The sequence below is a fragment of the Methylococcus mesophilus genome (genome assembly GCF_026247885.1).
Taxonomy (GTDB): domain Bacteria; phylum Pseudomonadota; class Gammaproteobacteria; order Methylococcales; family Methylococcaceae; genus Methylococcus; species Methylococcus mesophilus.
In genome coordinates, this window is sequence record NZ_CP110921.1 from 932759 (window position 1) to 954152 (window position 21394).

General features: G+C 63.7%; 18 protein-coding genes. 12 read left to right on the forward strand and 6 right to left on the reverse strand.

The features are described 5' to 3' along the window. Position 1: 1 nt before the first annotated feature. Complete coding sequence (locus OOT43_RS04205; RefSeq protein ID WP_266023457.1) at positions 2 to 1552, reverse strand: thymidine phosphorylase family protein; 1551 nt, start codon at positions 1550 to 1552, stop codon at positions 2 to 4. Positions 1553 to 1643: 91 nt separating this feature from the next. Here OOT43_RS04205 and OOT43_RS04210 point away from each other — a divergent pair, with 91 nt between their 5' ends. The 8 genes from OOT43_RS04210 to OOT43_RS04245 all read left to right on the forward strand — a co-directional run bounded on the left by OOT43_RS04210 (position 1644) and on the right by OOT43_RS04245 (position 11447). Beyond that, positions 1644 to 2420 carry an ABC transporter permease gene (locus OOT43_RS04210; RefSeq protein WP_266023458.1) on the forward strand — a complete coding sequence of 259 codons (777 nt, stop codon included), beginning with the start codon at positions 1644 to 1646 and terminating at the stop codon, positions 2418 to 2420. Beyond that, a complete protein-coding gene (locus OOT43_RS04215) occupies positions 2417 to 3154 on the forward strand; it encodes an ABC transporter ATP-binding protein (protein ID WP_266023459.1) in 738 nt (245 codons plus the stop codon). The genes OOT43_RS04210 and OOT43_RS04215 overlap by 4 nt, the downstream gene beginning before the upstream one ends. A gap of 90 nt (positions 3155 to 3244) precedes the next feature. Beyond that, a complete protein-coding gene (locus OOT43_RS04220) occupies positions 3245 to 3892 on the forward strand; it encodes a DUF2076 domain-containing protein (protein WP_266023460.1) in 648 nt (215 codons plus the stop codon). 202 nt (positions 3893 to 4094) lie between these two features. Then, positions 4095 to 4748, forward strand: a complete 654-nt coding sequence (locus OOT43_RS04225) for a hypothetical protein (RefSeq protein ID WP_266023462.1) — start codon at positions 4095 to 4097, stop codon at positions 4746 to 4748. Positions 4749 to 4976: 228 nt separating this feature from the next. Further along, complete coding sequence (locus OOT43_RS04230) at positions 4977 to 6248, forward strand: efflux RND transporter periplasmic adaptor subunit (RefSeq protein WP_266023463.1); 1272 nt, start codon at positions 4977 to 4979, stop codon at positions 6246 to 6248. 26 nt (positions 6249 to 6274) lie between these two features. Then, positions 6275 to 9430 carry an efflux RND transporter permease subunit gene (locus tag OOT43_RS04235; protein ID WP_266023465.1) on the forward strand — a complete coding sequence of 1052 codons (3156 nt, stop codon included), beginning with the start codon at positions 6275 to 6277 and terminating at the stop codon, positions 9428 to 9430. Then, positions 9427 to 10737 carry a TolC family protein gene (locus OOT43_RS04240; protein WP_266023466.1) on the forward strand — a complete coding sequence of 437 codons (1311 nt, stop codon included), beginning with the start codon at positions 9427 to 9429 and terminating at the stop codon, positions 10735 to 10737. Before OOT43_RS04235 ends, OOT43_RS04240 begins: the two co-directional genes overlap by 4 nt. 185 nt (positions 10738 to 10922) lie before the next feature. Further along, positions 10923 to 11447 carry a hypothetical protein gene (locus OOT43_RS04245; RefSeq protein WP_266023467.1) on the forward strand — a complete coding sequence of 175 codons (525 nt, stop codon included), beginning with the start codon at positions 10923 to 10925 and terminating at the stop codon, positions 11445 to 11447. Between the two features lie 13 nt (positions 11448 to 11460). Here the strand turns inward: OOT43_RS04245 and alr are convergent, their stop codons facing one another. The 5 genes from alr to OOT43_RS04270 all read right to left on the reverse strand — a co-directional run bounded on the left by alr (position 11461) and on the right by OOT43_RS04270 (position 17421). Then, positions 11461 to 12540 carry an alanine racemase gene (gene alr / locus OOT43_RS04250; protein WP_266023468.1) on the reverse strand — a complete coding sequence of 360 codons (1080 nt, stop codon included), beginning with the start codon at positions 12538 to 12540 and terminating at the stop codon, positions 11461 to 11463. Positions 12541 to 12544: 4 nt separating this feature from the next. Then, on the reverse strand, positions 12545 to 13930 hold the full coding sequence (gene dnaB, locus OOT43_RS04255; RefSeq protein WP_266023469.1) for a replicative DNA helicase: 1386 nt from the start codon (positions 13928 to 13930) through the stop codon (positions 12545 to 12547). Positions 13931 to 13941: 11 nt separating this feature from the next. Next, a complete protein-coding gene (gene hldE / locus OOT43_RS04260; RefSeq protein WP_266023470.1) occupies positions 13942 to 15363 on the reverse strand; it encodes a bifunctional D-glycero-beta-D-manno-heptose-7-phosphate kinase/D-glycero-beta-D-manno-heptose 1-phosphate adenylyltransferase HldE in 1422 nt (473 codons plus the stop codon). A gap of 76 nt (positions 15364 to 15439) precedes the next feature. Next, the gene (gene pip / locus OOT43_RS04265; RefSeq protein WP_266023471.1) at positions 15440 to 16390 is read right to left on the reverse strand and encodes a prolyl aminopeptidase; all 951 of its coding nucleotides are present in this window, start codon (positions 16388 to 16390) and stop codon (positions 15440 to 15442) included. Positions 16391 to 16497: 107 nt separating this feature from the next. Next, the gene (locus OOT43_RS04270) at positions 16498 to 17421 is read right to left on the reverse strand and encodes a hypothetical protein (RefSeq protein ID WP_266023473.1); all 924 of its coding nucleotides are present in this window, start codon (positions 17419 to 17421) and stop codon (positions 16498 to 16500) included. A gap of 484 nt (positions 17422 to 17905) precedes the next feature. Here OOT43_RS04270 and OOT43_RS04275 point away from each other — a divergent pair, with 484 nt between their 5' ends. From OOT43_RS04275 to OOT43_RS04290, 4 genes are all read left to right on the forward strand, one after another. Then, the gene (locus tag OOT43_RS04275) at positions 17906 to 18868 is read left to right on the forward strand and encodes an HpcH/HpaI aldolase/citrate lyase family protein (RefSeq protein ID WP_266023474.1); all 963 of its coding nucleotides are present in this window, start codon (positions 17906 to 17908) and stop codon (positions 18866 to 18868) included. Between the two features lie 59 nt (positions 18869 to 18927). Beyond that, on the forward strand, positions 18928 to 20097 hold the full coding sequence (gene sucC, locus OOT43_RS04280) for an ADP-forming succinate--CoA ligase subunit beta (RefSeq protein ID WP_266023475.1): 1170 nt from the start codon (positions 18928 to 18930) through the stop codon (positions 20095 to 20097). A 5-nt stretch (positions 20098 to 20102) separates the two neighbouring features. Next, positions 20103 to 21005: a succinate--CoA ligase subunit alpha gene (gene sucD / locus OOT43_RS04285; RefSeq protein ID WP_266023476.1), complete on the forward strand. Its 903-nt coding sequence runs from the start codon at positions 20103 to 20105 to the stop codon at positions 21003 to 21005. A 67-nt stretch (positions 21006 to 21072) separates the two neighbouring features. Beyond that, complete coding sequence (locus OOT43_RS04290) at positions 21073 to 21393, forward strand: rhodanese-like domain-containing protein (protein WP_266023477.1); 321 nt, start codon at positions 21073 to 21075, stop codon at positions 21391 to 21393. Position 21394: the final 1 nt, after the last annotated feature.

Sequence of the window (21394 nt, forward strand, 5' to 3'; positions counted from 1 at the left end):
CTCAGAATTCCATGTGCAGTCTGCTGAGGAACTGAGCGTCGCCGATGCGGTAGCCGCTTCTGACGCGAGTGAACTCGTGAGCGAATTCGAAATTGGCGGGGAATTCCGCATAGACTCGGTAGAGCGGTTGCCCCTCCTCCACCATTTCGCCCAGCTTGTGCAACAGATCCACCCCGGCGCCCCTGCTGATCGGCGCGCCGGCCAGGCGGGCGGTCTGCGCCAAGAAGAAATTATCGATCTCCACCACCATTCCGGTTCGGTCCGCGAGCACGTCGAAGAACAGCCGCCCGGGCTCCAGCCGCAATTCCTGTCGCCCCTGGGCGTCGATGATCCTCTGCATCTTGGCGAGCGCGCGTCCCGATTCGAGGATGTCGCGAGCGATCGAATAGCCGAAGCCGCCGCGGACATCGGGATCGAACTCGATGATGCGCCCGGCCAGCCGCAGGGATTTTTCGCGCAGGTCGACCGGCGCTTCGGGATCGTTTTCCAGCACCTGCATGACGTCCCGCACCTCCAGCACCGGGCCGATGCCCCGGCCGATCGGCTGGCCGCCGTCGGTGATCACGGCTTCCAAATGCAGGCCGACGCGGTCGCCGACATATTCGAACAGCTTTCTGAGGCTCATGGCATCGCGCATCTGCCGCACCTTGGCGGTGGGGCCGACCGGGATATCCAGCAGCAGATGGGTAGCGCCGGCCGCCAGCTTCTTCGACAGGATCGAAGCGACCATCTGGCCTTGCGAGTCGATGCCGAGCGGGCGCTCTACGGATATCAGCATGTCATCGACCGGCGCCAGCCGGGTGGTGCCGCCCCAGGCCAGGCAGCCACGCTCCATCCGCACCAGCCGGTCGAGGGATTCCGGCGCCAGGTCGGTGCGGGCCAGCACTTCCATGGTGTCGGCCGTCCCCGCGGGCGAGGTGATCGCCCGGCTGGAAGTCTTGGGGATCAGCATGCCGTGCGCTGCCACGATGGGCACCACCAGCAAGGAGGTCCGGTTGCCCGGAATACCCCCGATGCAGTGCTTGTCGGCCACCAACGGCTCGTTCCAGTTCAGGCGCACTCCGGTTTCCAACATAGCCCGGGTCAGCGACAGCACTTCATCGCGATCGAGACCGTTCTGGCCCGTCGCCACCAGGAATGCGGCCATTTCCATCTTGGAATAGCGCCCTTTGGCGATGTCGCTGGTGATGGCCTGATAGCCGCCGTAATCCAGCCGCTCCCCGCCGATCTTTCGCCTGACCCCGTCCATGGACAAGGGCGGCTCGGCTTGCGCCACGTTGACTGGCTGCCCCGCCGGCTCGGCGAAGCGTTGAAACGCCTGTTCGGAGAGGCCCAGCTCGTCCGGACCGACGATGCAAATATCGTCGACCACGTTCAGCACCGCCTCGATCTGCTTCCCGTTGCAGCCGACCCGGATCTTGGCCAGCGCCTGGAAGCCTTCCGCCCGGTACACCGAGCATTCCCGGTGCATGTAGGCCACATTTTCCCGGTAGGTATCGATGGCGACCGCCCGGAGCTTCAGCCGGGTCTCGATTGGCTCTTCGTCGGACATCGGTCGGCAATCCCTCCTCGAATCGAAAGTCCCCGGCACTGCAGGGACAAAGCCCTTTTCGCCCCGTACAATATCACGCCTTTCAAGTCCCATGATCCGTTCTCCCGGCGTGCTCTCCCTACGCTCCAGCCTTTACAGGATCTACCCCGCACTGTCCATGCTGGCGCTGGTAGGACTCTGGCAGATCGCGGCGAACGCGACAGCGTCGGCTGCCCTCCCCGGCCCTTCCGCGGTCCTGACGGTCCTGGCCGGGGAAGTCCTTTCCGGCAACCTGTTCCATCATCTCGGCGCCACGCTGTCACGGCTCGCGGTAAGTTTCGTGCTGGCGATGAGCCTCGGGAGCGCGCTGGGCGTGCTGCTGGGACGGCACCCGCGCCTCGACCGTTTCTTCGACGTCTGGGTGATGCTGTTCCTCAACGTGCCGGCCCTCGTCATCATCATCCTGTGCTACGTCTGGTTCGGGCTGGGCGAGGCTGCGGCGGTGACGGCGGTGGTCGTGAACAAGCTGCCCAACGTCGTCGTCACCCTGCGCGAAGGCACCCGCGCGCTCGACCGCAATCTGCTGGAAATGGCCGAATCCTATCGCTTCGGCCGCATCAAGACCTTGCGTCATGTCATCGCGCCGCAGCTTTTTCCGTTCTTCGTCGCCGCCTCCCGCAACGGCGTGGCGCTGATCTGGAAAATCATCCTGGTGGTCGAGATCCTGGGCCGCAGCGACGGCATGGGCTACCAGTTGCACCTGTTCTTCCAGATGTTCGACGTGGCGGGAATTCTGGCCTACACGATCGCCTTCGTCGGGGTGATCCAGCTCATCGAATGGGCAATCTTCAAGCCCATGGAGGCACGGGCAATGCGGTGGCGGCGATGATTCGCATACGGATCGTGCGGAAGCTGTACCGGGTGCCGACCTCGCGGGAAAACCCGGCGGTCATCGAAAACCTGGAGCTGAACCTGGGACACGGAGAATTCGTCTGCCTGGTCGGCCCTTCCGGCTGCGGCAAGAGTACCCTGCTCAACATCGTCGCCGGCCTGGACAGGGAATTCGAAGGCAGCGTCGACTTCGGCGAGGATGCCGGCGACCGGCCCCATACCGCCTATGTATTCCAGGAGCCGCGCCTGCTGCCCTGGCGCAGCGTCCGCCAGAACATCGAGCTGGCGCTGCCGAAGGGCGAAACCGAGCGCGAGCACGTCGACCATCTGCTCGACATTCTGGGACTCAGCCATGCCGAGCACCAGTTCCCGGAGCGTCTGTCCCTGGGAATGAGCCGCCGCGCCGCACTGGCTCGGGCCTTTGCCGTCCGTCCGGCCCTGCTGCTGATGGACGAGCCCTTTGTATCGCTCGATGCCGCGACCAGCCGGCGTATCCGCGAACTGCTGCTCGCCGTTTGGCAGGAACGGCCCCATACCGTGCTATTCGTGACCCACGACGTCCGCGAGGCCATCGCGCTGGCCGACCGACTGGTCTTCCTCAACGCGCACCCCATGCACATCAGCCGGGAAATCGCGGTCACCGAACCCCGTGGCGCCCGCACCGGCGCCTGGGTGGAAACCTTCCGTGCCAGGCTGCTCGAGGACCATCCGACTATCGGGCACCTGCTGTGACCTCCCCGCGCCACCGCCCCATTGAAATCCTCCGATCCATCCCGACAATGTGCGGTGTTGGGACTCGCGCCCGCCATCGAACATCGACCTATGAACACTGAAGAACGCCAGGTACTCGAACGCTTTCTCTCACGGCTGACCGACATCAAGGGGATCGACAAGAATCCGGAAGCCGACCGGCTGATCCAGGACGCCGTGGCACGCCAGCCCGATGCCGCCTACCTGCTGATCCAGCGCAACCTGTTGCTGGAGAAGGCACTGGAAAACGCCAAGGCCCGAATCGAAGAGCTCCAGCTCCAGCGCCAGCCCGCCCCGGTCAATCGCGGCGGCGGGAGTTTCCTGGGGGGCGATCCTTGGGCTCAACCCGCACCGGCCGGCCGCACCTGGGACGCCACCCCGCCGGGCTATCGCCAGCATGCCGCGCCGCCCCTGCAACAATCCGGCGCGCCCAGCTTCCTCGGCAACATGGCATCGACCGCCGCCGGCGTGGTGGCCGGCTCCTTTCTGTTCCAGGGAATCGAAAGCCTGATGCACGGAGGCCAGCACGATCCCTGGGGCGCTTCGGCCGGAGAACACCTGACCGAAAACACCACCATCAACAACTATTACGGCTCCGACCAGGCACCCTCCTCCCCGGATGCTCAGGACGGCTGGTCCGGCCAGGACGATTCTTTCCTCAACACCGGCTACGACTTTTCGGACGACGACACCGGAAGCAGCGACGACAACTGGATCTGATGGCCGTGGCTCCCGCCCTCCTCCGTCCATGCGCCGGCGGCGGTGAGGACCCCTGAACTGAATGCGTTAAGGAAAGCGCTTTCAGGCGTTGCGCGAAGCTTCCGCTCGATGCCATAGCGTGCCAGAATGCGACCGGCGCTTGTCCGGCTCAGCGGCTTGTGTCCGGTCCCTTCGCTTCAACTCAACAACCAGGAGCTTCCGAGTGAAAAGATCGATGCTTTCATTGGCTATGGCGGGACTTACGGCGGCCTCGGGGCTGGCGGCACCCGTTGGAGCCGTTCATGCCCAATCCGCTTGCTATATCGATAGCGAGTTCCCGGACGAGCGCTTCGTGATCGACGCCGAAACCCAGGGCGCGCTGGTCAGCTCGTGGTACGACCTGGCCGCCCTGCTGTTCGGCGGCAAACAGACGGCTTACAGCGTCCACGGAAAATGGGTAGACACCTACCAGGACGGAGAAAACCCATTGGCCGTACTGATGGCCACGGCAACCGGTACGATCGACGTCGGTACCAAGTATTTCGGCAAAAGTGCCAATCCCAGCGCCATGCACACCCAAACCGGAGCCCATCTCGGCCTGACCGTACATGTCGTCAGAACGGGAGGCAATACCGAGTGGCTGCCCTTTACCCTGGACTGCGGCAGCGACGAAGCCAGCGTCCTTCCCAGCCAGTGGACATGCGAGGGCTACAGCGAGTGGGGAGACTACTTCGGCGTCAGCACCCTGACCAAGGTGCCATTCCAGGCTAACGACGCACGCTGCAATGTGTTCGAGGCCGTGCCCGCATCCGCTCCACCCACCGTTTCTGCGGCAGGTCAGGGCGGCACACACAAGAGCCACGCGACCAAACAGTAATCCACCCCGGCGACGATCGAGCCGCGGGCCGGCTTTCGCGGCCGGCCCGTCTCTGTTCCGCAGCCTCTCGAGTCCCTCCCTGCCATCCCCCTACGGCATTTGCCGATCCCTGAATCATTGCCGATACTAGGCGCTACGGTAAGGAACCCCTTCATGGCTCGGAACGATGTCCCCAGGCGCCAACCCATCGCGGTGTAGCAAGCTATCAGCGTCAAGGAAGGCGGGGACATGAAAGCGATACCCAGGGGAACCGGCGCTTCCGGCCTGCTCGGTAACTTTCGACTCGCTTTCGCCCCGCTCCTTCTACCGCTCCTCGCGGCATCGGGCGGCTGCTCCGACCACGGCGGCTCCAACGGAACAGCCTTGAAATCGGCGAGCGTCGCAGCGGTCGCCCCCGTAGTTCGTACCGACCTGCTGAGCACGCTCAATATCGCCTCGGAGTTCGAGCCGTACCAGCAGGTCGACGTGCACGCCAAGGTGGCCGGCTACGTGAAAAGAATCGACGTGGACATCGGCGATGCGGTCAAGGAAGGCCAGGTTCTTGCCATCCTCGAGGTTCCGGAGCTCGAGCAAGACCTGGCCCGGGCCCATGCCGCCGTTTTGCGGGCCCGTGAGCGAATCCGGCTGGTACGGAGCAATATCCGCCGCGCCGAAGCGATCGCCCATCAGGCGGAGCTGACCTACAAGCGCATGTATTCGGTCAACCGGACCACGCCCAATCTGGTGGCTCAGCAGGAGATCGACCTCGCCCTGTCCCAGGCGGATGCCACGGCGGCGGAACTTTCGTCCCGCCAAGCCGCCGCCCTGGTAGCCGAACAGGAACTCGCGGAAACCCAGGCGGAGGAACTCAAGGCCCAGGCACTGGCCGACTATGCGACTATCCGGGCGCCATTCACGGGCATCGTCACCAAGCGTTATGCCGACACCGGCGCCATGGTGCCCCAGGGCATCCAGTCAAGCCAGCAGGCCATGCCGGTGGTGCGGATCACGCAGGTCGATCCGCTGCGGCTTTCGTTCCCCGTCCCTGAATCCATGGTTTCGCTCGTTCATGCGGATGCGCCGGTGACCGTTCGCGTACCTTCCTTGAACCGTACTTTCGACGGAAAAATCTGGCGATTCACGGGCAAAACCACCGACATCACGCGCACCATGGAAACCCAGCTCCTGATCCCCAACCCCCGATTCGAACTGAAGCCCGGCATGCTGGCCTCGGTGGAGTTCGTGCTGGCGCGACGCGACCAGGTCCTTGCGATCCCGGTCGAAGCCGTGGATGAAGACGGGAAGGAGCCGACTGTCCTGGTCGTCGATCCGGACGGCAAAGTGGAAGATCGCAAGCTGAAGCTCGGCATCAAATCGCCGGACCGCTACGAAGTGATCTCGGGCCTGGCGGAAAACGAGAAGGTCATCGTTGCCGGACGATCCCGGTTCGTGCCCGGCCAGACCGTGCAGACGAGAACGGTGTCGTTCGACGCCCCGGCCGCCGACAGCGGCGGCGAATGAGTCACCCCTGAACCCCGCCTGCCGAGATGCCCCGTTTCGCCCTCCGCTTCCCCTATTTCATCATCGTCTGCGGGCTGATGGCAGGGGTGCTGGGCGTGTCGGCCCTGCTGCGCATGCCGGTCGACCTGTTCCCGAGCATCAACATACCGGTGGTGATGGTCGCCACCTTCTACTCGGGCATGCCGCCGCAGCAGATCGAAACCGCCATCACCGCGCCATTCGAGCGCATGTTCACCCTCGCCAGCGAGGTGGATCACATCGAGTCGCGCTCCCTGCCCGGCGTCAGCCTGATCAAGGTGTATTTCCATCCCGGCTCGAATCCGGACTCGGCGTTGACCGGCATCTCCAATCTGGCGATGGCGACCCTCCGCCGCTTGCCGCAAGGTACGCTGCCGCCGGTGATCCTGAAATCCGACGCCTCCAGCATGCCGGTCTGCCTGGTGACCTTCAAAGGCCAGGGCCTGGCGGAGAAGGACCTGCTCGACATCGCCCGCTTCAACGTGCGCAACCAGATGGCGAGCGTCCCCGGCGCCTCGGTGCCGATGCCGTTCGGCGGCAAGATGCGGCAAATCCAGGTCTACGTCGACCCGGTGAAGATGCAGGCCTACGACCTGAGCATCGACGACGTGGTGAGTTCGGTCAACGACGCCAACCTGATCCTCCCCGCCGGCTTCTCGCGCATCGGCGACCTGACCTACAACATCTACACCAACAGCCAGGTCGCCACCATGCGGGAGCTCGATCGGGTGCCGCTGCGCACCGTCGGGCAGGGAGCGGTCATGGTGGGCGATGTCGGCCGTGCCAAGGACGACACCATGATCCAGACCAACATCGTACGCATCGACGGCCAGCGTTCGGTCTACGTGCCGGTGCTGAAACAAGGGGGAAATACCAACACCATCGCCATCGTCGACGGCATCAAGGACATCGTCTCCCGCCTGCTCGATGTGCCCAAGACCCTGGCGACCGACGTCATCTTCGACCAGTCGCTGTTCGTCAAGAGCGCCATCGAGAACCTGATGCACGAAGGCCTGACCGGGCTTTGCCTGACCGGCCTGATGATCCTGATGTTCCTCGGCAGTCCGCGCGCCACCGGGGCGGTGATGCTGTCGATTCCGCTGTCGGCGCTGACCATGTTCTTCGTCATGTTCCTCGGCGGCGGCTCGGTCAATACCATGCTCCTGGGCGGCCTGGCGCTGGCGTTCTCGCGCCTGATCGACAACTCGGTGATCGTGCTGGAAAACATCTTCCGGCACATGGAGATGGGCAAACCGGCGGCCGAGGCCGCGGAGCGGGGCGGCATGGAGGTCTCGCTGCCGGTGCTCGCCGCCACCCTGACCATGGCCATCGTCTTCTTCCCGGTGAGCTTTCTGCAGGGCGTCAGCAAATTCCTGTTCTCGGCGCTGGGGCTGGCCGTGGTCATGTCGGAATTCGCTTCCTACATCGTGGCCATGACGGTGGTGCCGCTGTTCTGCTCCCGGTTCATCAAGAACGTCCACGGCGGCGGCCATGCGCCGGGCTCCCGCCCTTCACTTTTGGCAAGCTTCAACGCCGGGTTCGATGCACGCTTCAAGGCCTTTCTCGATCGCTACCAAGTCCTGCTGGCCCGCGCGCTGCAACGCCCGCAAGCGACGCTCGCCGGCATCGCGGGCCTGTTCGCCGCCAGCCTGCTGCTGTTTCCGCTGCTCGGCCTGTCCTTCTTCCCTCGCACCGACCCCGGCCTGTTCACCCTCATGATCAAGGCGCCTTCGGGGATGCGGCTGGAGAAAACCGAGGATCAGATCCGCCAGGTCGAGGCGCTGATCCGCCGCAACGTCGCCCCAGAAGACCTCCAGCTCATCATGTCCAACATCGGCTCGGTGGCCGACCTGCCCGCGCTCTACACCACCAACTCCACCGAGGATACGGCCTTCGTCCAGGTCGCCCTCGATGCCGATCACAAGACCGGCAGTTTCGAATACATGGACCGGATCGGGGAGGCTCTGAAGACGGAAATGCCGCAACTGAGCGCCTACCTCCTGACCAGCGGGCTGGTCGACGCGGTCATGAACCAGGGCATGCCGGCGCCGATCGACGTCCAGGTCAGCACCAACGACATCGCGACGGCCGATCGCGTGGTCAAGGCCCTGACCGCGAAAATCCGGGAGCTTCCCGGCGTCGGCGGCATTTTTACTCCGCAGAACAATCATCTGCCGGCCTTCAACATCGAAGTGGACCGCATCCGTGCCGGCCAGGTCGGCCTCACCGAGAAGAACGTGGTCGACAGCCTGATCTCGGCCCTGACCTCGGACGTCATGATTTCGCCGAACTACTGGATCGACCCCAAATCCGGCAATAACTATTTCCTTTCCGTCCAATATCCGCTGGATCTGATCAAGTCCATCGCCGATCTGCAGAACCTGGTATTGCACGGCCCGAACGTGAAAGGTCCGACGACCCTGGACAGCGTCGCCAGGATCAGCGAGATGCGTTCGCCCAACGAAGTCGACCACTACCAGATCCGGCGTGTGATGGACATCTATGTCGCGCCGAACGGCGAGGACCTGGGGCGGCTGGCCACCGCCATCGAGAACATCGTCGCGGGAATGCAGTTGCCGGAAGGCGTGACGGTAACGTTGCGCGGTTCGGTGCAAAGCATGCGGGCGTCTTTCCACAGTTTCGCCGTCGGCCTGAGCCTGTCGGTCATCCTGGTCTACTTGGTTCTGGTCGCCCAGTTCCGCTCCTTCGTCACGCCCTTCATCATTCTGTTGGCGGTGCCCACCGGCATCACCGGGGTGATCCTGATGCTGCTGTTGAGCGGCACCACGCTCAACGTCATGTCGCTGATGGGCGTGCTCATGCTGAGCGGGATGGTGGTCTCGAACAGCATCCTGATCGTCGAATTCACCAACCAGTTGCGCGCCGGGGGCATGGGCGTGGAGGAAGCTGCCTCCCAGGCGTGCCGGACGCGGTTGCGGCCGGTGCTGATGACCTCGCTCGCCACCATCATCGGCCTGATCCCGATGGCTTTGAAGCTGGGCACCGGCAGCGAAGCCTACGCGCCGCTGGCGCGCGTGATCATCGGCGGCCTCAGTGTCTCGGTGGTGCTGACGGTGTTCATCGTACCGGCCGCCTACGTGCTGATTTTCCGCAACCGCGACGGCAAAGCGCCCACCGCTTCCCTGCCGGAAGCCATTCCATGAGACCCGACCGGCGCAATCTGCTCCCTGCCTTGGCGCTGCTGCTGGAATGCGCCGCCGGCCCTGCAAGCGCCCGCACCCTGTCGCTCCGGGAAGCGCAGGACGTCGCCCGTGCCAATCACCCCCGTATCCAGGTTGCCGACCTCCAGGCGCAGGCATCGCAGGAGGCCGTCATCCAGGCCAGATCGGCCTACCTCCCTCATATCACCCAGCAGACGGTCGGAGCGATTTCCAACAGCTCGAAGAATGCCCCGGCACGGCTGGCCGCCGGCTATGGCCTGGCGCCGCCGCCGGTTGCATCGCGGGCCGCGACCGGCGCCTACCTGAAGCAACTGATCTATGATTTCGGCCGCACCTCCAACCTGGTGGCCAGCGCCGAACTGAACGCCAAGGCCAGCGATGAAAACCGGGCTGCTAATGAAGCGCAGATCCTGCTGTTGGTGACCGCTGCCTACTTTCAGATGGTCCAAGCGCAGGAAGTGCTCAAAGTGGCCGAGGACACCCTCGCGAAACGGGAACTCAATCTAAAGCAGATCAAGGCACTGACCGCATCCGGCCTCAAATCTGCTCTGGACGTCAGCTTCGCCGAAGTCAACCAGAGCGATGCCCAGATGTTGCTGCTCAAGGCCCAGAACGATCTGGCTTCGGCCCGCGCCGTGCTTTCCACCGCCATGGGCAGCCGCGACGAAGAAAATTTCGACGTGCGGGAGGAACCCCTGCCCTCCCCCATCGGAAAGCTGGAAGCCGCAGTCACCGAGGCCCTCTATTTGAGGCCCGATCTGCGCACCCTGCGGCTGCAATTGCAGGCGGCGGAAAAGTTCGCGGAAGCGGAAAAAGCCGCGGCCCGCCCGAAGATCGAGCTGGTGGGCGACATCAACTACATGCCCTGGGTCAACATCGAGGCGGGCAAGTATCCGAAATTCAATGTCATCGGCGGCCTCCTCATCGATGTCCCGGTTTTCGAAGGCTTTGCCCTGGAGGCTCGCGAAAACAAGGCGAGAAAAGAATACCAAGCCGCGGCCCACGGACTGACCGACGCGGAAAACAACATCCTGCGCGATGTCCGGGTGGCCTGGATGGCGGCGAAAACCGCGTTCGAACGGATGCCGCCCGCTCACCAGCAGTTTCTGGAAACCACCAAATCGTTCCAATTGGCGCAGTCGCGCTACCAGATGGGATTGAGCTCCATCGTAGAACTGACCCAGGCCCAGCTCAATTTCACGCGCGGCGCCATCGACGAAATCGAAGCTCGCATCGAATACCAGATGCGCTGCGCCGAACTGGATTACCAGATGGGAAAGCTGCGCTGACGTCTATAGCAACGCCCGATGCGGCCGATAGCCCACTGTGTGATTTCAAACGGTCATCGAGGCATATCACGCAACTCTTCGATTATCTCCCGTCCCGAGCCATCGTATTCCTTGTAATCGTCCGTGGCAGCGAACTTGCATTTCTCCGGATTTGACAATCACGTCCACTCTGCCAGCCGCATTCGATGATCACCAAAACACAAACACCCGGCCTGTCGAAATTCCTCTCCACCGTCCTCTTGACCGCAAGCGCCCTGTTCGCGCTCGGCCCAGCCGCGGCCCCGGCCTTCGAGTACAACGACGAAGGAAAAACCCTGGCGAACAAGCGGCTAAAAGGCAGTTACGGATTCGCGGCGCAAGGCTATTTCGGTGCCGATTTCGATGCCACGACCCAGCTCACCACCGGCGCAATCGCCATCCGCGTAGGCGTGTTCAATTTCGACGGCGATGGCCATTGCAGCATCCACAGTATGGCCAACAAGGCCGGCCTCAAGGCGGCGGTCACCCAGGATACGTCCGATTGCACCTACGAGGTCTATCTCGACGGCACCGGGAAGGTCGATGCGGTGCTGGGCGGAAAATCCTTTGAGACGTTTTTCGTGCTGGTGAACGGCGGCAAGGAATTCATGTTCACCCGGCGCGAAGGCACCAGCACCTCCGCGGACCAAGGCGGCGCCACGCTGGTCTTCGCCATAGCCAAGAAGCAATAGCCGGCCCGGCGCTTCAGGCGGCGGTTTCCACCATGTTCACCCGCTGGGTGACATTGCACAGCAACACGTAGGGAATGGTGTCGGCGCAGAGTGCGATTTCCTCCACCGGCAGCCCCTGGCCCCATAGCGTCACCGTGTCGCCGACTTCAGCCGCCGGACAGTCGGTCAGATCGACCGATATCATGTCCATGGAGACCCTCCCGATCAGCGGCACGCGCCTGCCCCGGACCAGCACCGGTGTGCCGGTGGCCGCGCGGCGGGGATAGCCGTCGCCGTAGCCTATGGCCGCGATGCCCATGCGGGTCGGGCGGGGGCACACGAAATCGCCGCCGTAGCCGACCGCATCGCCGGTATTCAGGTGCTTAATCGCGATCAGCCGGCTCTGCAGGGTCATGACCGGCCGCAAGCCTTCTTCCGGCCCGGTCCGTCCGGGAAACGGCGACACGCCGTAAAGCAGGATGCCGGGCCGCACCCAGGCGCTGCGGGCCGCTTCCCAGGCCATGAGACCCGCCGAATTGGCGATGCTGAACTCGCCGCCGTCGCCAGCCATTCGGCCAAAGCAGCGGAGCTGGATCTCCGTTGCCGGGTCATGGGTGACGTCGGCGTTGGCCAGATGGGTCATGACGGGCACCGGCTGGCGCACCTGCGGCATCCGCACCAGCCGCGTCCGCGCACGGACGAACTCCTCTTCGCCCAAGCCCAGCCGGTGCATGCCGCTGTCGGCCTTGAGCCACACTGCCATCGGGGCGGCGATGTCCAGCCGCTCCAGCAGATCGAGCTGAAAGCCGGAATGAATCACCGGTTCGAGACCATGGCGGGCGCTCAGCCTCATCCCTTCCTCGTCGGTATAGCCCTGCAGCACCGCGACACGTTGAGCGATGCCCGCCTGGCGCAAGACGACGCCCTCCTCCACCCGCGCCACGGCGAACGCATCCGCTGCCGGCAGCGCTCTTGCGGCTCGGACCAGCCCGTGCCCGTAGGCATTGGCTTTGATCACCGCCATGATTTTCGAATCCGGCACGGCGGCGCGAATCCAGGCGAAATTGTGGGCGAAGGCCGCCATGTCCAGGACGGCACGGGCTGCGGGCACCATGCCTTCAGTATCCCTCGCTGGAATAGGGATCGGCGATGAAGTTCTCGAAACGCGTGTACTGGCCCAGGAAGGTCATCCGCACCGTGCCGATCGGCCCGTTACGCTGCTTGGCGATGATGATTTCCGCCGTGCCCTTGTCGGCGCTGTCGGGATGGTAGACCTCGTCGCGGTAGATGAACACGATGATGTCGGCGTCCTGCTCGATCGAGCCCGATTCGCGCAGGTCCGACGGCACCGGCCGCTTGTTGGGCCGCTGCTCCAGATTGCGGTTGAGCTGGGACAGGGCGATCACAGGCACGTTCAGCTCCTTGGCCAGCGCCTTGAGCGAGCGGGAGATTTCGGAAATTTCGGCCACCCGGTTCTCGCCGCCCGAGCATTGCATGAGCTGCAGGTAGTCCAGCACTACCAGCCCGAGCTGGCCGTTCTCGCGCGCCAACCGGCGGCAGCGGGCGCGGACCTCGGTAGGTGAAAGCGCCGCCGTGTCGTCGATGAAAAGCTTGGTCTCCGCCAGAATGTTGATGGCCGAGGTCATGCGCGGCCATTCGTCGTCCTCCAGCTTGCCGGTGCGGACCCGGTGCTGATCGATGCGTCCGAGCGAAGACATCATGCGCATCGCCAGCTGCTCGCCGGGCATCTCCATGCTGAACACGGCGACAGGCAGGCCTTCCTTGATCGCCACGTTTTCGGCGATGTTCATCGCGAAGGTGGTTTTGCCCATCGACGGCCGGCCGGCGATGATGATGAGGTCCGACTGCTGCAGGCCCGAAGTCATGTCGTCGAAATCGGCGAATCCCGTGCTCGCCCCCGTGATGTGCCCCTCCTTCTGGAACAGCATCTCGATGCGGTCGACGGCTGCAACCAGCAAGCTCTTGATCGGCTTGAAGCCGGCGCTGCCGCGCTGGCGCTGGTCGGCGATCTGAAACACGCGCTGCTCGGCGTGCTCCAACAGGTCGCTCATGCCCCGTCCTTCGGGCTGATAGGCCGAATCGGCGATTTCGGTGCCGACGTGGATGAGTTGGCGAAGCACGGCTCGCTCGCGCACGATGTCGGCGTAGGCGGAGATATTGGCGGCGCTGGGCGTTTCCCGCGCCAGCACGGCGAGATAGGCAAGCCCGCCGGCCTCCTCCAGTTCACCGGTTTTCTCCAACACTTCCGACAGCGTGACGACGTCGAACGGCGCCTGTCGCTCGGAAAGCTGGCGGATCGCCCGGAAAATCAGGCGATGGTCGCGCCGGTAAAAGTCCTCCTCGACGATGCGATCGGCGACGACGTCCCAGGTCTGGTTATCGAGCAGCAGGCCGCCCAGCACCGCCTGTTCGGCCTGGATCGAGTGAGGGGGTACTTTGAGCGCCTCCACGCGCTTGTCGATCGATCGGGCGTAATCGGACATCTTGAGTTCAATCAGCCATTGCGGATGGTTTCAATGAGGCGGGTGGTCGAATGGCCGTCGACGAAGCCGAGTATCCTAACCTCGCCGCCGGCAGCCAGGACGCAATCATGGCCGGCGATCGCGTCGATGTCGCGGTAGTCGCCGCCCTTGACCAGCACGTCGGGCCGGATGGCACAGATTTCATCGCGCGGGGTATCCCCGTCGAATGCCACGACCCAGTCGACGCTCTCCAGCGCAGCCAGCATGGCCATCCGATGCGCCAGAGGATTGACCGGGCGGCCCGTCCCCTTCAGCCTGCGCACCGAGCCGTCGCCGTTGACCAGCACGATCAGGCGGTCGCCCAGGGCGCGGGCCTGCTCCAGATAATGCACATGGCCGGGATGCAGCAGGTCGAAACAGCCGTTCGTGACCACGATCCGCTCGCCGGCGCTGCGCAAAGGTTCGAGCACCGCCAGCAGGTCCACAAGCGTGATCGCTCCCCGCCGGGGCGCCCGCTGGCCGCGAATTGCAAGGGCCAATTCCTCGGGCGAAACCGACGCCGTTCCAAGCTTGCCGACCACGATGCCTGCGGCCAGGTTCGCCAGGGCCACCGCATCGGCCAGCGGCCTGCCGGCGGCAAGGGCAGCTGCGAGCACCGAGATGACCGTGTCGCCCGCCCCGGTCACGTCGTATACCTCCTTGCCGTGCGCCTGAAGGTGCAGCGCTCCCGCCGCCGGTCTCAGCAGGCTCATGCCGTGCTCGCCCCGGGTCACCAGCAGGGCTTCGAGATTCAGCCGTGCTATCAATTCCAGCCCTTTGCGTTCGATTTCCGCTTCGTCGCTGCACGCGCCGACCACGGCCTCGAATTCGGAAAGGTTGGGGGTCAACAGCGTCGCACTCCGATAGCGCTCGAAATCCCGCCCCTTGGGATCGACCAGAACCGGCTTGCCGACCTCCCGTGCGGCCGCGATGAACTCCTGGACGGAAGCCAGAGTCCCTTTCGCGTAATCGGAAAGCACGACCACACCGGTCTCGTCCAGCAGCGCGCGGAACCGTGTGACCAGGGGAGCCGGGTCGAGATGGCCGAAGCCGTCCTCGAAATCCAGCCGAATGAGCTGCTGCTGCCGGCTGACGACGCGCAGCTTGGTGACCGTCGCGACCGTAGGACAACGCTCCATGTGGCCGCGGATGCCCGCCGCTGCCAGGAGCCGCTCCAACGCGTCGGCCGCCTCATCCTCGCCCGCGTAGCCCAGCAGATCGACCGTGCCGCCCAACGCCGCCAGATTGAGCGCCACGTTCCCGGCACCGCCTATGCGCTCCTCCGAGTTTTCCACCCGCACGACCGGCACCGGCGCCTCCGGGGATATGCGGGAAGCTCCGCCGAACCAGTAGCGGTCGAGCATGAGGTCTCCGACGACCAATACGCGGACGAGGCTGAAGTCGGGGAGGATCATCGGATGGGGAGAGCGAGAAAGGCGTCTAGAATACCATAGCGGCATACCGGGGGGCGCCGCGCGCGATCAGGGGAAATCAGCTCCCCAGCCTTTCCGCCATGCTGTCCAGCGCTCTCACCAGCGCATCGATCATTTCCTCGCCCTGGGCAATGTGGCCGGAGTTCGGCAGTATCTTCAGTTCCGATCGCGGCAATGCCCGATGCAGCAACCAAGCCGCCTCGGGAGGACAGACCCGGTCCTGCCGGCCGTGCACGATGATCGCGGGAAGATGCGAAATCCTCGGGCAGTCTTCGAGGATCTGACCTTCCCTGATGAAATAGCGGGCCGCCGCATAATGAAGTTCGATACGGCACTGGGACAGAGCGCCGACAGGGAGGGGTTCGTCATCCGGAGGGTTGAATGCCTCACCCAGCGTGACGCGGGTGCTCCACAGCCACCATTCCTTCGCCATTCGCCTCTGTTCCAGCTCGTCGGCGCCGTTGATGCGGCCGTGGATGGCCCGAACGGGATTGGCCCGCTCCTTGGAATCGAAATTATCGATGAACCGCTGCCAGGATTCGGGATGCAACCGGCTGGCGCCGTCGCGTACGAACCAGTCCACATCGCGCTTGCGTGCCAGGAAACTGCCCCGCAGAACCAGCCCGCTGACCTGCTCGGGGTAAGCCTGCGCATATAGCAAGGCCAGAGCCGCTCCCCAGGAGCCGCCGAAAAGCAGCCATTTCGGGACATTCAAACGCGTCCGGATCGATTCGAGATCGCCGACCAAGTGCCGGGTCGTGTTGCTCCGAACTCCGCCATGCGGCGCCGATCGCCCGCAGCCCCGTTGGTCGACGAGTATCGCGCGATAACGTTCCGGGTCGAAAAACGAACGATGATGGCTCTTGCAGCCCGAACCCGGCCCTCCGTGGAGAAACACTGCGGGGATACCCTCGGGGTTACCGCATTCCTCCACGTAGACCTCATGTCCGTTCCCGACTCCGAAACGGTGGATAGCGTAGGGCTCGATCGGAGGGTAGAGCGATTTCATTGCGCCTCTGCAACGAGGCCGCAGAAAATACGGCGGCCGGGAAAGAAAAAGGGGGATCTACGATCCCCCTTTCGGCCGGCTTCAGACCTGATGGGCTGTCACGCTCATCAGAAACCGATACCGACGTAGGCACCAGCGGTGTAGTTGTCCGTATCGGTTCCGTTCAGGATCGTCTTGCCGCCGGCAGTCTTGACGCTGTAACCCACGTCGCCGCCGGTGAAGGTATAGCGGAAGTCGGCACCGACCCACAGATTCTTGAAGATGTTGTACTCCAGACCCGTACCCAGCATCAGGCCGGGATTCAACACGGTCACGCCGCTGGAAGGCGGGCTGATCACGTTGATGGCGAGACCGAACGGCACGATCCAGGGCCGGAATCCCTGAATGCCAGTGTACTTCAACTTCGGAGAGGCATACAGCGAGAACATGGTGACCTGGGCCTGAGACCGGATGCCGCCGAGCTGGCTGCTGACGAATGCGTTGTTGACGCTGCCGTAGTTCTTATAGTCGAACATCAGTTCGGCATCGAGTGCCAGATCGTCCGAGATGCCGAAGGTGTCGTCGGTCAGGCGGTGATCGAAACCCGCGCCGACGTACCAGCCAGCCTTGTCGGACCCGAAAGAGGAGGACGACAGAAGGTTGTTGTTGACCAGCAGTTCGTTGCTACGCGCATGGCTCATTGAAGCCCAACCGCCGCGGAAGAAGACCATGTCGTCTTTCTTCGCTTCATGCTTGGCCAGTTCGGCAGAGTTCTGGTCCACCTTGGTCTGCTGAGCCTGCACCTGCTGGGCAGCCCGGCTGGCTTCAGATTTGGCTTCGGCAGTTTCGGCCTCGGTCTTTGCGCGAGAAGCTTCAAGCTCGGCACGCAACGCCTGCATTTCCTGCTCCATCACTTCCAGCCGGCGCTCAAGCGCCGACTGCGCGGAAACGTGGTGGTGAGTTGCGGCGACTGAAACCTGGGGCGCGAGAGCGGCGGCGATCGAAGCGGTGAGCAGCGTGGTTACGCCGCCCGATTTCTTGACCTGATTCATGAAAGTCCCCTCGACAAAGTATTGTTAGTTGGATAAAGCGTTGCTCCGGAGCAACAGTTAGTTGCTTGCCGAGAGGATGCTAGCAAAAAAGCAGGACGGTAACAATTCTCCTTGTGCGATTTTGTTGACCCACGTCAGCATTGTTCTCCGCCACTGCCGTCCCCGCGCGCGAATTACGGGAAAGCGCGGCTGCACCTCCCGCCCAGGATTCGCCGATTTCCAGCGCGTTGAATTGCCTTGACCAGTATAGAACAGCACTACCGGAAGGCCATATTAGTGAATCCCAAAGGCCTGGTTTATAATGCGAAGTTCGCCGTGTACGGACTTATAACAACCCGAGCGAACGTCGGAAGATGCGTGCTCCCCCCGCATCCGGTCGCGATTACCCGGCTCCTTCAGCGGCGGCGCACGCTCTTGAAGCGGTGTTGCACACGAACTACGCACAAGACTACCCCCAAATACAATTAAGAATTCAAGAGGTCACATGGCTGTCAAGAACCGTCTCCACCGCAGCGAACTCGCGGTGCCGGGCAGCAATCCGCGCATGCTCGAGAAGGCGCCGGAAGCCGGCGCCGACATCGTCTTTCTGGACCTGGAAGATGCGGTTGCGCCGGACGACAAGGAACAAGCGCGCAGGAACATCATCTCGGCGCTCAATACCTACGAATGGTCTGCATGCGCGGTTTCCATCCGGATCAATGGCCTTGATACCCATTATGCCTACCGCGACCTCGTTGAAATCGTCGAATCCTGCGGCGACAAGCTCGACACCATTCTGATTCCGAAAGTGGGCTGCGCCTCGGATGTCTTGTTCGTCGCGACCATGCTGTCCCAAATCGAAGCATATAAAGGTCTCAAGCCGATCAATATCCACGTGCTGATCGAAACGGCCATGGGCATGGCCAATGTGGAAGAAATCGCCCGCACCTGCCCCGAACGCATGGAGGCGATGGTGTTCGGGGTGGCGGACTACGCCGCATCGGTGCGCGCCCGCACCACCAACATCGGCGGCGCCAACCCTGATTACGGCATGCTGACCGACCCTGACGAGGCCGGCGCCCGCACCTATCACTGGGGCGACCAGTGGCATTTCGGCATTTCCCGCATGGTCGCGGCGTGCCGTGCCTACGGGCTTCGCCCCATCGACGGTCCGTTCGGCGATTTCAGCGATCCGGAAGGCTTCCGCGCTGCCGCCCGCCGTGCCGCGGCCCTGGGCTGCGAAGGGAAGTGGGCCATCCATCCCTCTCAGGTTGCACTGTGCAACGAAATCTTCACTCCCACGGAGAAGGAAGTCACCCGCGCCTACCGCATCCTGGAAGCCATGGAGCGGGCGGCGAAGGAAGGCAAGGGCGCGGTATCCCTGGACGGACGCCTGATTGATGCCGCGTCGATCCGCATGGCGGAGAACGTGGTGCGCCAGATGAACCAGATCGAGTCGCGCCGATAGAGAGGAAAGCCCCAGCGTGTCGCGCGATGCACACTTTGAGTTGAACGAGGAGATCGTCCGTGAATATCCATGAGTATCAGGCCAAGGAGCTGCTCAAGAGCTATGGCGTGCCCGTGCCCAACGGCGCCGTCGCCTATTCGGACGCCCAGGCCGCCAGCGCCGCCGAGGAACTCGGCGGCAGCCGCTGGGTGGTCAAGGCGCAGATCCATGCCGGCGGCCGCGGCAAGGCCGGGGGCGTCAAGGTTGCCAATTCCATCGAGGAAGTCCGCCAATACGCCGACGCCATGCTCGGCAGCCACCTCGTTACTCACCAGACCGGCCCGGAGGGATCGCTGGTCCAGCGCCTGTGGGTGGAGCAGGCCAGCCATATCAAGAAAGAATACTACCTGGGGTTCGTGATCGACCGCGGCAATCAACGCATTACCCTGATCGCCTCCAGCGAAGGCGGCATGGAAATCGAGGAAGTCGCAAAGGAAGCCCCGGAGAAAATCGTCAAGGAAGTCGTCGATCCGGCCATCGGGCTGCTGGACTTCCAGTGCCGCAAGGTTGCCACGGCCATCGGGCTGAAGGGGAAGCTGATGCCCCAGGCCGTCAGGCTGATGAAGGCCATCTACCGCTGCATGCGCGATAAGGACGCGCTGCAGGCCGAGATCAACCCGCTGGCAGTGGTCGGCGAGAGCGATGAATCGCTGATGGTCCTCGACGCCAAGTTCAATTTCGATGACAACGCCCTCTATCGCCAGCGCACCATCACCGAGATGCGCGACCTGGCCGAGGAAGATCCGAAAGAAGTCGAAGCCTCCGGCCACGGCCTCAACTACATCGCCCTCGACGGTAACATCGGCTGCATCGTCAATGGCGCAGGCCTCGCCATGGCTTCGCTCGACGCCATCACCCTGCACGGCGGCCGGCCGGCCAACTTCCTGGATGTCGGCGGCGGCGCCTCGCCGGAAAAGGTGACCAACGCCTGCCGCATCGTGCTGGAAGACCCCAACGTCAAGTGCATCCTGGTGAACATCTTCGCCGGCATCAATCGCTGCGACTGGATCGCCAAGGGCCTGATCCAGGCCTGCGACAGCCTGCAGATCAAGGTGCCGCTGATCGTGCGCCTGGCCGGCACCAACGTCGACGAGGGCCGCAAGATCCTGGCCGAATCCGGCCTCTCCTTCATCACCGCGGAAAATCTGGACGACGCGGCTGCCAAGGCCGTCGCCATCGTCAAGGGATAACAGCCATGAGCGTATTCGTTAACAAGCACTCCAAGGTCATCTTCCAGGGCTTCACCGGCGAGCATGCCACCTTCCACGCCAAGGACGCCATGCGGATGGGCACCCAGGTGGTCGGCGGCGTCACCCCCGGCAAAGGCGGCACCCGCCATCCCGACCCCGAACTCGCCCATCTGCCGGTGTTCGACACCGTGGCCGAAGCCGTGGCTGCCACCGGTGCCGACGTCTCCGCCGTATTCGTGCCGCCGCCCTTCAACGCCGATGCGCTGATGGAAGCCATAGACGCCGGCATCCGGGTCGCCGTGACCATCGCCGACGGCATCCCGGTGCACGACATGATCCGGCTGCAGCGCTACCGCGTGGGCAAGGACTCCATCGTGATCGGGCCGAACACCCCGGGCATCATCACGCCGGGCGAGTGCAAGGTGGGCATCATGCCTTCGCACATCTACAAGAAAGGCAACGTCGGCATCGTGTCGCGCTCCGGGACCCTCAATTACGAGGCAACCGAGCAGATGGCAGCGTTGGGCCTGGGCATCACTACCTCGGTCGGCATCGGCGGCGACCCCATCAACGGCACCGACTTCGTCACCGTGCTGCGCGCCTTCGAAGCCGACCCGGAAACGGAGATCGTCGTCATGATCGGCGAAATCGGGGGCCCCCAGGAGGTCGCCGCCGCCCGCTGGGCCAAGGAGAACATGCGGAAGCCGGTCATCGGCTTCGTCGCCGGCCTTGCCGCTCCGGCGGGCCGCCGCATGGGCCACGCCGGCGCCATCATCTCCAGCGAGGCCGACACCGCCGGCGCCAAGATGGACGCCATGGAAGCGCTGGGACTGTACGTCGCCCGCAACCCGGCCCAGATCGGCCAGACCGTGCTGCGCGCCGCGCAGGAGCGCGGAATCAAGTTCTGATCCGGATTCCCCGAAACCAACGACCAGGGGTCCCGGCGCGCGCCGCGGCCCCCCAACCTTTCCTGCCATGCGACAACTGGACCCCACTCAAGTCAAAGACCTCCTCGATCAACTCGAGACCCGCCCCTTGCTGCTGGACGTACGCGAGTCCAACGAATTCGCCTATTGCCGCATCGAAGGCAGCCTGCACGTCCCCATGGGCGAGATCGTATCGAGGCTAAATGAACTCGATCCCGACCGGCAGACCGTGGTCATCTGCCACCACGGCATGCGCAGCTTCCAGGTCGCCCAATTCCTGGAGTCCCAAGGCTTCAGCCACGTCATCAACCTTGCCGGCGGAATAGACGCCTGGGCGCGGGAAGTCGATCACACCGTACCCCGCTATTGAG